The following is a 13,220-nucleotide window of genomic DNA, read 5'->3' on the forward strand; positions in this document are numbered from 1 at the left end:
TTAACTCTTCGCGACCGAGGCCGCGGCTCCGAGCCTCCGAGTGACCAGCTCCTCGGGGACGTGGCGTGAAGCCAGGCCAGTCGCCGCCCCACCCAGCGCCACATCCCCCTCCGGATACGCGTCGTGCGAGAAGCGCAGCCGCACCCCCGCCGCCTCCACACGCTCGAGCACCTCGGACGTCCGCTCGTGCGCCCGCGCGTCGTCGCTGATGAACCGCGGCAGCCGGCGCAGGCGCCCGGACCAGCCGAGGAACTCCCGCCCCCACGCCGCGTCTCCGGCCACGAGCACGCGCCCCTCGACGAGCACCCCCAGGTGACCGCGTGCGTGCCCCGGCAGCGGCACCACGAGCAGCGACCCGTCGCCGAACAGGTCGAATCCGGTCAGCCCCTTGATCGTCGTCACGGGCTGCTCGTCCGCCACGATCCCGGCCTCGAACCACGGCGGCAGCAGCGCGCGGAAGATCCCCTCGCGCACGCGGTTCCGCCGCACGGAGGCGACCTGGCCCGACGACAGCACGAACGTCGCGTCCGGGAACCAGCGCACGCCGCCCACGTGGTCCGGGTGCAGGTGCGTGAGCACCACGAACTCCACATCGGCCGGGGTCAGGCCGAGAGCGAGCAGCCGCTGGTCGACGGTCTCGTCGTCCGGCACCGTCGCGGGCAGGATCCGCTCGTACAGCCGTCCGACGAGGCCCGTTCCGCGGAACGTCGGCGGGTAGCCCGTGTCCACGAGCACCCGTCGGCCGCTCGCGTGCGTGTACAGGAAGACGTTCGAGGGGAAGACGCGGCGGGGGAGCCCCTTCCCGCGGAACACCCGGGACAGCGGGAAGACGGTGCTCCCGCACGCCATCACCTGCAGCGACGACTCAGCCACGCGTCCCCCTCAGGTGCTCGCCGACCCGGCGGATGCCCTCGGCCAGCGGCACGGTCGGCTCGTAGCCGAGCTCGGTCCGCGCCCGCGAGATGTCGAGGGTCTGCGCGTAGGCGAGGGTCGCCACGGTGTAGCGGGTGAACGGCGGCTCGCGGCCGGGCAGCAGCCGGTAGACCCGCTCCAGGATCTCGGCGAGTCCGGTCAGCACGCGCAGGTCCACCCGGATGAAGCGCGGCTCCTCGCCCATCGCGGCGAAGAAGCGCTCGAGGAGGTCGCCGAGCGGAGCGGGCTCGCCGTTGGTGATGTTGTAGACGCCGCCGTCGGCCACAGGAGCGTCGGCCGCGAGCACCAGCGCGTGCGCGGCGTTCTCGACGCAGGTGATGTCGACGGGGTTCCGACCGCCGTCGAAGAGGGGGATGCCGCGGCGGCGGCTCGCGGCGACGAAGCGGGGGAGGAGGCTGGGGTCGCCGACGCCGATCAGGCCGCGGGGGCGCAGGATCACGAGCTCGGGGATCCGGCCGGCGCGGTGCGCCTCCTGCAGCAGCCGCTCCGCCTCGATCTTGCTGCGGATGTAGAGGCTCATCCGGCTGCCGGCGTCGACCTCCTCCTCCCGCACCAGGTACTGGTGGCGCCGGGCGGAGTAGATGCTCGGCGACGAGACGAAGACGAACCGGCGGATCCCGCAGCGCTCGGCCAGCGCGATCATCGACTCCGTCCCCGCGACGTTCGCGCGCTCGAACTCGCTCCACGTGCCCCACGGGCTCGAGAGCGCCGCTGCATGCACGAGCACGTCGGCCTCGACGGTCGTCGCGCCCAGCTCGGCGAGGTCGGCGCGGAGGACCGTGGCGCCCTCCTCCTCCAGCCGCGCCAGCGCCTCGGGGGCGCGACCGGTGGCGAGCACGTCGTCGCCCGCGGCCAGGAACTCGCGCACCGCGTAGCCGCCGAGGAAGCCCGTCGCCCCGGTGATCAGCACGCGGCGCCGGCGCTCATCGGACATCGACGACCTCCAGCCCGCGCTTGCGGCCCCAGTACCAGAGCAGGATCCCCAGGTACCCGAGCGCCTTGCCCTTCCGGATCGACATCAGCACGACCGCGTCCTTGTCGAGCAGCGCCTCGCTCCGCCCGATCACCTGGCAGACCTTCAGGTGCAGCTCCAGGTCCTCGTCGGTGTCGTCGATGCTCGAGCGCGGGAAGCCGTCGACCTGGAGGTACAGCGCGGCGTCGATCGCGAGGTTGCAGCCGGCGGCCATGAACATCCGGTACCGCTGGCCGCGGCGGCGGTAGAAGACGCCCGGCGCGTGCTCCATCAGGCGGATCAGCGCAGTGCCGAGCACGCCGTCGTACCAGCGGTAGACGGCCTCGTCCCGCCGCGGGGACAGGCGGCCGCCGACGAAGCGGGCGCCGCCGCGGAGGTCGGTCTTCAGGCGCGCCACCCAGTCGGCGCTCGGCAGGCAGTCGGCGTCCGTGCGGGCGACGGCCGTCGCGCCCTCGGCGATCGCGTGGCGGAAGCCGGTGTCGGAGGCGGCTCCCGTGCCCTTCTGCGCCTCGTCGATCACGGCGACCTGCCGCTCCGGGCACCGGCGGCGGAACTCCTCGATCACGGCGCGCGAGCCGTCGGTGCTGCCGTTGTCGACGAGCAGGAGGGTGAAGTCCGGATCGGTCTGGCGGGCGAGCGCGTCGAGGGCGCCGCCGAGCAGCTTCTCCTCGTCGAGGAAGGGCACGACCACCCAGAAACCGCGCGCGTCCATCCGTCCCCCGCTCCGGGACCATGGTGTCGGCGGGGGCCCGTGCCGTCAAACCGCGCCGAACAGTGCGCGCGGAGGTGCAGAGGCGCGCTATACAGGGATTCGCTCCGCACGTCCCGGGGCAGGAAGGGGCCCACGTGCCCGACCTCCTCCCGCTCCGCGTCCTCGGCACGGGCGAAGCGCTGCCCGAGCGGATCGTCACGACCGCCGAGGTCGCCGCGCTCTGCGGCCTGCCCGCCGACGAGGCCGAGCGCCGCTCCGGCGTGCGCACCCGCCACTGGGTCACCGACGACGAGGACCCGCTGGAGCTCGGCTTGCTCGCCGCCCGCCGGGCGCTCGCGGCGGCCGGGCTCGACACGGTCGACGTGGTGCTCAACGCCTCGGGCACTCAGCTGCAGGCGATCCCGGACGGAGGCGCGCTGCTCACGGCGGGACTCGGCCTGGACGACGTCTCGGCGTACAGCGTCGGCGCCACCTGCCTGTCGTTCCTCTTCGCTCTGCAGGAGGCGGGGTTCCTCCTCGCCACGGGTCGCGCGGACACCGTGCTCATCGTCTCGACGGACTGCGGCAGCCGCGGCATCGACCCGGGCCAGCCCGAGAGCGCCCTGCTCTTCGGCGACGCGGCCGCCGCCGTCGTGATCGGCCGCGCCGAGACTCCGGGCCAGGGCCTGGTCACCACGCACTTCCGCACCCGCCCGAGCGGTGTGCGCCACGCGGAGCTGCGCGGCTTCGGCTCGCGCATCCGCATCGAGGAGGCGCCCGACCGGCTCGCCGACTTCCGCTTCGACATGCAGGGCAAGGCGCTGCTCGTCGACGCGCTGCGGCACTTCCCGGCGTTCCTCGAGGAGGTGCGGCCGGGCCTCTCGAGCGGGCTCCCCGGCATCGACCGGGTGGTCCCGCACCAGACCAGCGCGGCCGGGCTCGAGGGCATGGCCCGCCTCTGGGGTCGCGACCGGATGACGATCACGCTCGGCGAGGTCGGCAACACGATCGGCAGCGCGATCCCGCTGGCCCTGCACCGCTCGCGCGTGCAGCCGGGGGAGTCGGTGCTGCTGGTGGGCACGGGCGCCGGCACCCACTACGGCGCGGTGGTCCTGCAGGCGTGAGAGGCAGCGGCGCCTAACCGAGGAGCGAGAGGGCCGAGAGCCCGAGGAACGGCGCCATCACCACGAGGCAGACCGCGGCGGAGCGACCGAACCCGTGGGAGGAGTCCCGCCCGCCGACCAGACGGGCGAGCAGCCCCGTGACCAGCGGCGGGAGCAGGAACAGCAGCAGCCACGGAGCCAGGACCTCCGCGCCCGGCGCCGTCCAGTCGGGCTGGTCGTCGCGGTCGAGCGGAGGGAGCCGCACGAGGAGGAACGCGGCCGTGAGGACGATCGCGGGGAGGACCGACAGGCAGGTGAGCGTGATCGCGGTGAACCTCGCCCCGTCGTCCCGGGAGTACCGGCCGCGGCCGGGGTCGGGCGCGGGCCCCCGATCGGTGTCCTCGTCCCAGCCCGGACTGCTGAATCGGATGCGTCCCATCAGGCGATCATGCCGTTCCGGAGCGGGATCGCGGCCCGGCCGACGGAACCTCCGTCATCCCCGCCGCTCGACGAGCGCCCGCAGCGCGTCGCGGACGAACCGGGCGCCGGCGACTCCGCCGTAGTGCGCCGAGAACCGCTCGTCGTCGACGTACATCTCGCCGAGCCCGAGCAGGTAATCGTCGCTCGGGCCGCCGGTCGCGTCGCGGGGCGTGCCCGGCACCTCGGCGAGCCAGGCGCGGTGCCGCTCGGCCAGCGCGAGCGCCTCCTCCCCGGTCGGATCCGCCCCGCTCGCCGCCGCGGCGGTCCACGCATCGGCGAGGTCCGCCTGCCGCCGCTGCCACTGCTCGCGGTCCTCCGCGCTCATCGAGCGCCACCAGCGGTCGCCGACGGCGTACGCCGGGGCACCCCAGCGGCGCTCCACCTCCTCGCGGTGCTCCGCGTGGTCGAACCCGTCGAACATCTCCTCGGCCATCGGCCCGTTCCCTTCTCTCATCGTGGTGATCGTCCCGGTGACCGCCCGGATGCGGCGGTCGAGCCGTCGGCGCTCCTCCTGGAGCACGTCGAGGTGCCGCTCGAGAGCGGCCACCGGCTCCGCGTCGCGCCGCAGGATCCGCCCGATCTCGGGCAGCCCGAGACCGAGGTCGCGCAGCAGCAGGATCCGCTGCAGCGTCACGAGCGCGGCGGCGTCGTAGTAGCGGTAGCCGCTCGCGCCCACCCGGCTCGGCGGCAGCAGCCCCTCGGCCCCGTAGTGCCGCAGCGTCCGGCTGGTCGTGCCGGCCAGCCGCGCCACCTCGTGCACGGTCCACTCCTGCTCCACAGCGCCCTCCGTCTCCGCGTCGCCGGGGACTCCGGCGGCGATGGAAGCGACGGTACGGGTTGACGCAACGTCAAGGTCAAGCGGCGGGACGGATCCGCTAGCGGGCGTCGATCCTGCGCGTTCCCACCCGGAGGACGAGCTCGGTCACCGGCACCGCGGCGATCGAGCAGCAGGCGGCGGGCACCACGGTCAGCAGCGCGACGACGGCGTCCGTCCCGTCGCCCGCCTCGGTCCACGCGGCGATCGAGACCACGATCCAGGCGATCGCGAGGATGCAGACCGTGGAGGCCGACCAGAGGACCGGCCAGGGCGCGCGACCCCGTCCCGCGGAGTAGGGGAGCCCGCCGACGGCCGCCGTCACGGCGGTCGCCAGGAGTGCTCGAGCGAGCGGGAGGAGCAGCTCGCCGGGGTCCCGGCCGGTGTCGAGGGAGGACAGGGCGAACAGGACCGAGGTCGTCGCGAGCGAGAGGACCCCGGCGACGGCGACGAGCGTCAGCAGGGTCCGGACCGCGACGCTCACCGGTCGCCTCCGGCGAGGAACGCGCCGCGCTCCTCCAGCAGCCGCCGCAGGTGCCGGTCGAGCACCAGCCGCTCCGCGATCCGCCCGAGGACGCCGAGCGGGGCGGAGTACTCGAGCCGGTCGATCATCACGGAGCCGGAGCCGGAGCCGGAGCCGGAGCCGGAGCCGGAGCCGGAGTCGGAGCCGTCGGGCTCGAAGCGGTGCTCGTGCCGGAAGGTCGCGAAGGGACCGCGGGTCTGCTCGTCGACGAAGGAGTGCGGGGCGTCGAGCGCGGTGACGGCGCTGGTCAGCCGGAGCGGGACGCCGAAGTGCCGGGCGCTCCAGGTCACGTGCTCGCCGAGCCCGATCAGCCCGGTGGTCGTCCCGGACACCGCGCGCTCGCGAGCGCCGGCCTGCGAGCGCATGTGCAGATCGATGTCGCGCGCCCGGTCGAACATCTCGGCGGCCGGGCGGGCGGAGCGGGTCACGACCTGGAGGAGCACGGTGTCGATCCTGCCCGCCGCGCCTGCAGCCGGCCACGGACGCGCCGGTCCGCCCGCCTCACCAGCTCGTCACCACGGTCCGCGTGATCACCCAGCCCTCGTCGCGGCGGACGAGGCGGCTCGTCAGCTGGAGCCGCCAGGTCGCGTGCAGGCGGCCGATGGTCGCCTCGGTGATGGTGCGGGAGGTGAGCACCGGGTGCGCGGCGCCGCCCGAGAGGGCGCTCTCGACGTGGTCGATCTCGTGGTACTCCTTGCGCGCCTCGTCGATGTCGGCGAGCCACTCCTCCCGCGACTGCACCAGGCCGGTCGGGTGCTCGATCACGAAGCGCTCGTCGAGCAGCGCCTCGAGCGCGGGCAGGTCCACCAGCTCCAGCGCGTCGAAGAGGGCGGCGTGCACCGCGGTCGGGCCGTCGTCCTCCCGCTCGTCGCCCGTGCCGGCGGTCCCGTCGCCGCTCATGCCGGCGGTCCCGTCGTCGCGCGGCGGACGAGCTGCGTCGGCAGCTGCACGTGCAGCGAGCGCGGCTCGCGCCCGGCCATCAGGGCGATCAGCATCTCGGCGGCGGTCGCTCCGAGCGTCTGCATCGGCTGGCGGACGGTGGTCAGCGGCGGATCGAAGCGCGCGGCCTCGGGCACGTCGTCGAAGCCGATCACCGACAGGTCGTGGGGCACGGCGAGGCCCAGGTGCGCGGCGGTCTCGATGATCGCCAGCGCTGAGACGTCGTTGGCGGCGAAGACCGCGGTCGGGCGGTCGGGCAGCGACAGGAGCGAGGAGGCGGGCCGCCGGGCGGTGTCGCGGTGGTAGTTGCCCACCCGCAGCAGGCGCTCGTCGAAGGCGATGCCGGCCTCCGCCAGCGCCGCCCGGTAGCCGGCCTCGCGCAGCCTCGCCGAGCGCAGGTCGCCGCGGCCCGCGACGAAGCCGATGCGGCGGTGCCCGAGGGCGACGAGGTGGCGGGTGGCGAGCAGGGCGCCGCCGAAGTTGTCGGACTCGACGGTCGGCAGGTCGGCGCGGCCGGTGTGCGGGTCCACGGCGACGAGCGGGATCTCGGAGGGGGCGCTCACCACGCTCGGCGTGACCATGATCGCCCCGTCGATGAGGGTGCCGCTGAGCCGGCTGAGCGAGCGCCGCTCCCAGCCCTCCTGCTCGCCCTCGTGGGAGCCGGAGTAGGCGAGCAGGTCGAACCGCGACTCCGCCAGCACCGACCCCACGCCCTTCAGGATCTCGGCGCTGAACGGCTCGAACCCCGCGACGAGCACGCCGATCACGCCCGTGCGCCGGGAGCGCATGCTGCTCGCCACCAGGCTCGACTCGTAGCCGAGCTCGCGCACGACCTCCAGCACGCGGGTGGCGGTGGACGGGGCGATGCCGTAGCGGCCGTTCACGGCCTTGGACACCGTCGCCACCGAGACGCCGGCGGCAGCGGCGACGTCGTGGATGGTCGGTCGGGTGGTCATGTGGCCGACTGTAACCCGTGCTTCGAAAACCATTTCGAAAACGTTTGACCACTTTCGCAAGCACTGCGGACACTGACTCCACCCGCGAAGGCGGGAACCCCCACGGCGCCGGTGCACCAGGCGGCGCCCTCGATGAAGAGAACGGTTGGACGATGAAGTTCAGGAAGATCGCAGTGGCGACAGCAGCCCTGTTCGGCACGGTCGCGGCCCTCACCGGCTGCTCGGCCCAGGACTCGGGATCGAGCGACGGCACCGTCGCGATGACCCTCTGGCAGAACTCGACCACGGGCCCCGGCCAGGAGTTCTGGGACAAGACGATCGCGGACTTCGAGGCCGCGAACCCCGGAGTGACCATCGAGTCGCAGGCCATCCAGAACGAGGATCTCGACGGCAAGCTCCAGACGGCGCTCAACTCGGGCGACGCCCCCGACGTCTTCCTCCAGCGCGGAGGCGGCAAGCTCGCCGCCATGGTCGCGGGCGGACAGCTGAAGGACCTCACCGACGGCATCTCGGACCAGGCGCGCAGCGAGATCCCCGAGGGCTCGTTCTCGGCGAACACGCTCGACGACAAGGTCTGGGCGATGCCGGTCGCCGTCCTCCCGGGCGGCCTGTTCTACAGCCAGGACCTCTTCACGGCGGCGGGCGTCACCGAGACCCCGAAGACCATCGACGAGCTCGACTCCGCGATCACCAAGATCAAGGGCAGCGGAGCCCAGGCCGTCGCGCTCGGCGCGAAGGACGCCTGGCCCGCCGCGCACTGGTACTACTTCTTCGCGCTCCGCGAGTGCAGCGCCGACACCATGGCCGAGGCGGCCGACACCAAGGACTTCTCGGACGACTGCTGGGTCCGCGCGGGCGAGGACCTGCAGGACTTCTCGGCCACCGAGCCGTTCAACGAGGGCTTCCTCACCACCGCCGCCCAGCAGGGCGCGGGCAGCTCGGCCGGACTCCTCGCCAACCACCAGGCGTCGATGGAGCTCATGGGCGCGTGGAACCCCGGCGTGATCGCCTCCCTCACCCCCGACGAGAAGCCGCTGCCCGACCTGGGCTGGTTCCCGTTCCCCGAGATCGACGGCGGCGACGGCGAGGCCGGCGCGATCATGGGCGGCGTCGACGGCTACTCCTGCTCCGCGGGCGCTCCCGACGAGTGCGTCGACTTCCTCAACTACCTGGCCACCTCCGACGTGCAGAAGGAGTACTACGCGGCCTTCAACGCGCCCCCGGTGAACACCGTGGCGCAGGAGGCGGTCACCGAGCCGTACCTGCAGCAGATCCTCGAGGCCTACAACTCGGCCCCGTACGTCTCGCAGTGGCTCGACACCGTCTACGGCCTCAACGTCGGCAACGCGCTGAACGTCGGAGTCGTCGACCTGCTGGCCGGCAAGAGCGACCCCGAGCAGCTGGTCGAGGCCGTCAACGCCGCCGCGGCGAAGGCCTAGCCACCATGGCACTCCGCGAGAGCCCGCTCCTCGGAGTGGATGAGCCCCGCGGGACCGCGCGCACCGGAGGCGTCACCTCGACGCCTCCGGTGCGCCGCCGCCGCCGCAGCGTGGGCTGGGCTGGGCGCTTCGAGATCGCGCTCCTGGTCGGCCCGGCGCTGATCGTCTTCCTCGCCTTCGTGATCTTCCCGGTCGTGATGGCGGCCTACTACGGCTTCTTCAGCTGGCAGGGCTACGGAGTGCCGACGGACTTCGTCGGCTTCCGCAACTACCTGACGATCCTGCAGGACCCCACCTTCCACGACGCCCTCGCGCACAACGGCATCATCGTGGTGCTCTCGCTCGTGCTCCAGGGGCCGGTCGCGATCCTCCTGGGGCTGCTGCTGAACCGCAAGCTGCGCGGGCAGTCGATCATCCGCGTCCTGATCTTCGTGCCGTACGTGATCTCGGAGGTCGTCGTCGGCACCGGCTGGAGCCTGATGCTCCAGACCAGCGGCGCGGTCAACGGCCTGCTCGAGAAGGTCGGCCTCGGCGCGCTGAAGCAGGACTGGCTCTCGGATCCGGCGATCGCGATCTGGACGCTGATGCTGATCATCACGTGGAAGTACATCGGCTTCGCCGTGATCCTCTTCCTCGCGGGTCTGCAGGGCATCCCCGAGGAGCTGTCCGAGGCCGCGGCCATCGACGGCGCCTCCTACTGGCAGGTGCAGCGGCGGATCACCCTGCCCCTGCTCGCGCCGACCCTGCGGATCTGGGCGTTCCTGTCGATCATCGGCGCACTGCAGCTGTTCGACCTCGTCTACATCATCTGGGGCCAGTACGTGTCCTCGACCGCGGGCACCTCGACCATGGCGATCTACCTGGTCACCAACGGCCGCAACGCCGGCAACTACGGGTACGGGAACGCCGTCGCGGTGGTCCTGTTCCTGATCTCGCTCGTGGTGGCGCTGCTCTACCAGCGCTTCGTGCTCCGGCGCGACACGGCGGGCGCACTGACGGGAGACAAGCGATGACCGGCACGACGATGACGGCCCCGCCGATCACTCCGGAGACCCCTCGGCCTCTCGCGGTGAAGCAGCGCCGGCAGCCCCTGGGCCGCGGCACCACGATCGCCTACGTCGTGGCGATCGTCGTGATCGCGCTGATGCTCGCCCCGGTGGCGTACATCATCCTCGGCGGCTTCCGCACGAACGCGCAGATCACCACCGACCCGGCGGGCCTGCCCTCGCCGTGGAACGTGCAGAACTACCTCGACGTGATCACCGGCGGCGTCTTCTGGCAGGAGGTCGGCAACTCCACCATCGCCGGCCTCGCGACGACGCTCGGCGTGGTCGTGCTCGGCCTGATGGCGAGCTACGTCCTGGCCCGCTACGACTTCACCGGGCGCGGCGTGTTCTACGCGCTCTTCGCCGCCGGCCTGATGTTCCCGATGACCGTGGCGATCACTCCTCTCTACCTGGTGATCAAGAGCCTCGGCCTGATGAACTCGCTCGCCGGAGTGGTGCTGCCGCAGATCGCGTTCGGCCTGCCGACCACGATCATCATCCTGGTGCCGTTCCTCCGCGCGATCCCGGACGAGATCCAGGAGGCGGCCTTCATCGACGGCTGCAGCCGGATCGGCTTCTTCTTCCGGATGGTCGTGCGCCTGGCGATGCCCGGCGTGATCACCACGGGGATCCTCGCGTTCATCGCGAGCTGGAACAGCTACCTGCTGCCCCTGTTCATCCTCAACAACGAGTCCACCTTCACGCTCCCGCTCGGAGTCCAGGCGTTCTCGTCGCAGTACTCGGTCGACACGGCGAAGGTGCTCGCCTTCGTGTCGCTGTCGATGATCCCGGCGCTGATCTTCTTCAGCGTCTTCGAGCGCCGCATCGTCGGCGGGCTGACGGGGGCGGTGAAGGGATGAGCGGATCGCTCCGCCCGTCCGCCGCGTCCCCCGTCCCGCCCGCACCCGTCGCCCCACCCGCAGAGAGGGTCGCACCGTGACCGCACCGCACGCACCAGAGGATCCCCAGGCCCCGTCCGCCCGCACCACCGAGCTGCTGGGCCGGATGACGCTGGAGGAGAAGCTCTCCCAGCTGGTCGGCTACTGGGTCGACCAGGGCGGCGAGGTCGTCGCCCCGCTCGCCGGAGAGATGGCCACCTCGACCGGGTACGCCGAGGCGACCCGCGAGGGGATCGGCCAGCTGACCCGCGTCTACGGCACGCGCCCCGTCGATCCGCTCGAGCGCGCCCGCTGGCTGTGGGCGGAGCAGCGCCGACTCGTCGAGGAGACGCGGCTGGGCATCCCGGCGATCGTCCACGAGGAGTGCCTGACCGGGCTCGCCGCCTGGCAGGCCGCGACGTTCCCGACTCCGCTCGCCTGGGGCGCCTCCTTCGACCCGGAGCTCGTGGCCGAGCTCGGCGCCGTGATCGGCGGTTCGATGCGCGAGCTCGGGATCCACCAGGGCCTGGCGCCCGTGCTCGACGTGATCCGCGACCCCCGCTGGGGCCGGGTCGACGAGTGCATCGCCGAGGACCCGTACGTCGTCGGCACGATCGGCACCGCGTACGTGCAGGGGCTGCAGTCCACCGGCGTCGACGCGACGCTGAAGCACTTCATCGGCTACTCCGCCTCCCGCGGCGGCCGCAACCACGCGCCGGTGCACGCCGGACCGCGCGAGATCGCGGACGTGCTGCTGCCGCCGTTCGAGATGGCGATCCGCGACGGGGGCGCCCGCTCGGTGATGAACTCCTACGCCGAGATCGACGGGGACCCGGTCGGAGCGACGCCCGCTTACCTCACGGGCGTGCTGCGCGAGCGCTGGGGCTTCGACGGCGTGGTCGTCGCCGACTACTTCTCGGTCGCGTTCCTCCACCTCATGCACGCGGTCGCCGCCGATCTGGGCGAGGCGGCCGAGCTGGCGCTCGCCGCGGGGATCGACGTGGAGCTGCCCACGGGCGACGCGTTCCTCGCTCCGCTGGCCGCGCGGATCCGGGCCGGGGAGGCCGACGAGGCGCTCGTCGACCGGGCCGTGCTGCGGGTGCTCGCGCAGAAGGAGCGGCTCGGACTGCTCGACGCGCGCTTCGACGACGCCCCCGAGTCGATCGACCTCGACTCGCCGGCCCACCGCGACATCGCCCGCCGCCTGGCCGAGGAGTCGGTGGTGCTGCTCGCCAACGACGGCGTCCTGCCGCTCGCTGCGCCGCGCCGCCTCGCGCTGATCGGTCCCAACACCGACAGCGCGCCCGCGCTCATGGGCTGCTACTCCTTCGCCAACCACGTGCTGGCGCACCACCCGGGCGTGCCGCTGGGCTTCGAGATCCCGACGGTCGCGGACGCGCTGGCCGGCGAGTTCGGCTCGGCCGAGCTGCTGCTCGCCGAGGGCTGCTCGGTCGAGGGCGACGACGCCTCCGGGATCGCCGAGGCGGTCCGGGCGGCCGCCGACTCCGAGGTGGCGATCGTGGTCGTCGGCGATCGGGCGGGCCTGTTCGGCCGCGGCACGGTCGGCGAGGGCAACGACGTCGAGAGCCTCGAGCTCCCGGGCCGCCAGCGCGAGCTGGTCGAGGCCGTCGTGGCGACGGGGACCCCGGTCGTGCTCGTGCTGCTGACCGGCCGCCCCTACGCCGTGGGCTGGGCGCTCGACGGGCCGTCGGCTCCCGCCGCCGTGCTGCAGGCGTTCTTCCCGGGGGAGGAGGGCGCCGGCGCGATCGCGGGCGTCGTCTCGGGACGGGTCGACCCCTCCGGCCACCTGCCGGTCTCGCTGCCGCGCTCCGCCGGAGCGCAGCCGTTCTCGTACCTGCACCCGATCCTCGGCGGGCCGTCGGACGTGACCTCCGCCGACAGCACGCCGGTGCGGCCGTTCGGCCACGGCCTCTCGTACACGGCCTTCGCCCGGACGGAGCTGGCGGTCGACGAGTCCGCCCCGACGGACGGCTCCTTCACGGCGACCGTGCGCGTGCGCAACACGGGCGAGCGGGCGGGCACCGACCTGGTGCAGCTGTACGCCCGCGACGTGTTCGCGAGCGTGACCCGGCCGGTGGCGCAGCTGCTCGGCTACGCGCGGGTCGCGCTCGAGCCCGGCGAGGAGGCGGAGGTCCGCTTCGAGGTCCCGGCCGCGCGCCTGGCCTTCACCGGACGCGAGGCCGTGCGGATCGTCGAGCCCGGCCGCGTCGAGCTGTGGGTGGGCCCGGACTGCGCGACGCGCGAGACGGAGGCGGCGCTCGAGCTGGTCGGCCCGGCCGCCGCTGTCGACGCCTCCTCGCAGCGCCTCGTCGGCACGCGGGTCCAGCGGGCGGGAGCGGGCGTCCCGGCCTGACCCGTGCACAACGCTGGAAGGATCGCTCCGGCGGGCCGTGGATCCGCGGATCCCGGTGCCCGCGGGGCGAT

Annotated in this window: 14 protein-coding genes; 5 read left to right on the forward strand and 9 right to left on the reverse strand. The window is 73.1% G+C overall.

The genetic code is table 11. From position 1 onward, the window contains the following. From C5B93_RS09550 to C5B93_RS09560, 3 genes are read right to left on the reverse strand one after another with little or no spacing between them, the layout of a single operon-like run. Complete coding sequence (locus tag C5B93_RS09550) at positions 1 to 873, reverse strand: MBL fold metallo-hydrolase (protein WP_104292338.1); 873 nt, start codon at positions 871 to 873, stop codon at positions 1 to 3. After that, the gene (locus C5B93_RS09555) at positions 866 to 1,867 is read right to left on the reverse strand and encodes an NAD(P)-dependent oxidoreductase (RefSeq protein WP_104292339.1); all 1,002 of its coding nucleotides are present in this window, start codon (positions 1,865 to 1,867) and stop codon (positions 866 to 868) included. The genes C5B93_RS09550 and C5B93_RS09555 overlap by 8 nt, the downstream gene beginning before the upstream one ends. Further along, complete coding sequence (locus C5B93_RS09560; protein WP_104292340.1) at positions 1,857 to 2,618, reverse strand: glycosyltransferase; 762 nt, start codon at positions 2,616 to 2,618, stop codon at positions 1,857 to 1,859. Before C5B93_RS09560 ends, C5B93_RS09555 begins: the two co-directional genes overlap by 11 nt. 134 nt (positions 2,619 to 2,752) lie before the next feature. Between C5B93_RS09560 and C5B93_RS09565 the strand changes: the two genes are divergently transcribed. Then, positions 2,753 to 3,721 carry a 3-oxoacyl-ACP synthase III family protein gene (locus C5B93_RS09565; protein ID WP_219814034.1) on the forward strand — a complete coding sequence of 323 codons (969 nt, stop codon included), beginning with the start codon at positions 2,753 to 2,755 and terminating at the stop codon, positions 3,719 to 3,721. A gap of 13 nt (positions 3,722 to 3,734) precedes the next feature. Here C5B93_RS09565 and C5B93_RS09570 read toward each other — a convergent pair whose 3' ends face one another. From C5B93_RS09570 to C5B93_RS09595, 6 genes are all read right to left on the reverse strand, one after another. Beyond that, positions 3,735 to 4,139 carry a hypothetical protein gene (locus C5B93_RS09570; protein ID WP_104292342.1) on the reverse strand — a complete coding sequence of 135 codons (405 nt, stop codon included), beginning with the start codon at positions 4,137 to 4,139 and terminating at the stop codon, positions 3,735 to 3,737. Between the two features lie 54 nt (positions 4,140 to 4,193). Beyond that, positions 4,194 to 4,958: a TipAS antibiotic-recognition domain-containing protein gene (locus tag C5B93_RS09575; protein ID WP_104292343.1), complete on the reverse strand. Its 765-nt coding sequence runs from the start codon at positions 4,956 to 4,958 to the stop codon at positions 4,194 to 4,196. Positions 4,959 to 5,055: 97 nt separating this feature from the next. Further along, complete coding sequence (locus C5B93_RS09580) at positions 5,056 to 5,478, reverse strand: hypothetical protein (protein ID WP_104292344.1); 423 nt, start codon at positions 5,476 to 5,478, stop codon at positions 5,056 to 5,058. Beyond that, the gene (locus C5B93_RS17255) at positions 5,475 to 5,960 is read right to left on the reverse strand and encodes an SRPBCC family protein (RefSeq protein ID WP_308471255.1); all 486 of its coding nucleotides are present in this window, start codon (positions 5,958 to 5,960) and stop codon (positions 5,475 to 5,477) included. The genes C5B93_RS09580 and C5B93_RS17255 overlap by 4 nt, the downstream gene beginning before the upstream one ends. Positions 5,961 to 6,018: 58 nt before the next feature. After that, entirely contained in the window at positions 6,019 to 6,417 is a 399-nt protein-coding gene (locus tag C5B93_RS09590) for a nuclear transport factor 2 family protein (protein WP_104292345.1), read from the reverse strand. Further along, on the reverse strand, positions 6,414 to 7,412 hold the full coding sequence (locus C5B93_RS09595) for a LacI family DNA-binding transcriptional regulator (protein ID WP_104292346.1): 999 nt from the start codon (positions 7,410 to 7,412) through the stop codon (positions 6,414 to 6,416). Before C5B93_RS09595 ends, C5B93_RS09590 begins: the two co-directional genes overlap by 4 nt. Before the next feature lie 152 nt (positions 7,413 to 7,564). Between C5B93_RS09595 and C5B93_RS09600 the strand changes: the two genes are divergently transcribed. The 4 genes from C5B93_RS09600 to C5B93_RS09615 all read left to right on the forward strand — a co-directional run bounded on the left by C5B93_RS09600 (position 7,565) and on the right by C5B93_RS09615 (position 13,149). Further along, entirely contained in the window at positions 7,565 to 8,851 is a 1,287-nt protein-coding gene (locus C5B93_RS09600; RefSeq protein WP_104292347.1) for an ABC transporter substrate-binding protein, read from the forward strand. 5 nt (positions 8,852 to 8,856) lie between these two features. Further along, complete coding sequence (locus C5B93_RS09605; protein ID WP_104292348.1) at positions 8,857 to 9,864, forward strand: carbohydrate ABC transporter permease; 1,008 nt, start codon at positions 8,857 to 8,859, stop codon at positions 9,862 to 9,864. 11 nt (positions 9,865 to 9,875) lie between these two features. Next, positions 9,876 to 10,757 (forward strand): carbohydrate ABC transporter permease, encoded by an 882-nt coding sequence (locus C5B93_RS09610; protein WP_104292389.1) that lies wholly within the window; start codon positions 9,876 to 9,878, stop codon positions 10,755 to 10,757. A gap of 145 nt (positions 10,758 to 10,902) precedes the next feature. Continuing rightward, positions 10,903 to 13,149 carry a glycoside hydrolase family 3 N-terminal domain-containing protein gene (locus tag C5B93_RS09615; protein ID WP_104292349.1) on the forward strand — a complete coding sequence of 749 codons (2,247 nt, stop codon included), beginning with the start codon at positions 10,903 to 10,905 and terminating at the stop codon, positions 13,147 to 13,149. Positions 13,150 to 13,220: the final 71 nt, after the last annotated feature.

This window comes from Rathayibacter sp. AY1A2 (assembly GCF_002930935.1).
Classification (GTDB): Bacteria; Actinomycetota; Actinomycetes; order Actinomycetales; family Microbacteriaceae; genus Rathayibacter.

Excerpts from the sequence above, each read along its gene's own strand:
- C5B93_RS09555 (WP_104292339.1), bottom strand. The coding sequence starts at position 1,867 with ATGTCCGATGAGCGCCGGCGCCGCGTGCTGATCACCGGGGCGACGGGC.
- C5B93_RS09560 (WP_104292340.1), bottom strand. The coding sequence starts at position 2,618 with ATGGACGCGCGCGGTTTCTGGGTGGTCGTGCCCTTCCTCGACGAGGAG.
- C5B93_RS09570 (WP_104292342.1), bottom strand. The coding sequence starts at position 4,139 with ATGGGACGCATCCGATTCAGCAGTCCGGGCTGGGACGAGGACACCGAT.
- C5B93_RS09590 (WP_104292345.1), bottom strand. The coding sequence starts at position 6,417 with ATGAGCGGCGACGGGACCGCCGGCACGGGCGACGAGCGGGAGGACGAC.
- C5B93_RS09595 (WP_104292346.1), bottom strand. The coding sequence starts at position 7,412 with ATGACCACCCGACCGACCATCCACGACGTCGCCGCTGCCGCCGGCGTC.
- C5B93_RS09600 (WP_104292347.1), top strand. The coding sequence starts at position 7,565 with ATGAAGTTCAGGAAGATCGCAGTGGCGACAGCAGCCCTGTTCGGCACG.
- C5B93_RS09605 (WP_104292348.1), top strand. The coding sequence starts at position 8,857 with ATGGCACTCCGCGAGAGCCCGCTCCTCGGAGTGGATGAGCCCCGCGGG.
- C5B93_RS09610 (WP_104292389.1), top strand. The coding sequence starts at position 9,876 with ATGACGGCCCCGCCGATCACTCCGGAGACCCCTCGGCCTCTCGCGGTG.
- C5B93_RS09615 (WP_104292349.1), top strand. The coding sequence starts at position 10,903 with ATGACGCTGGAGGAGAAGCTCTCCCAGCTGGTCGGCTACTGGGTCGAC.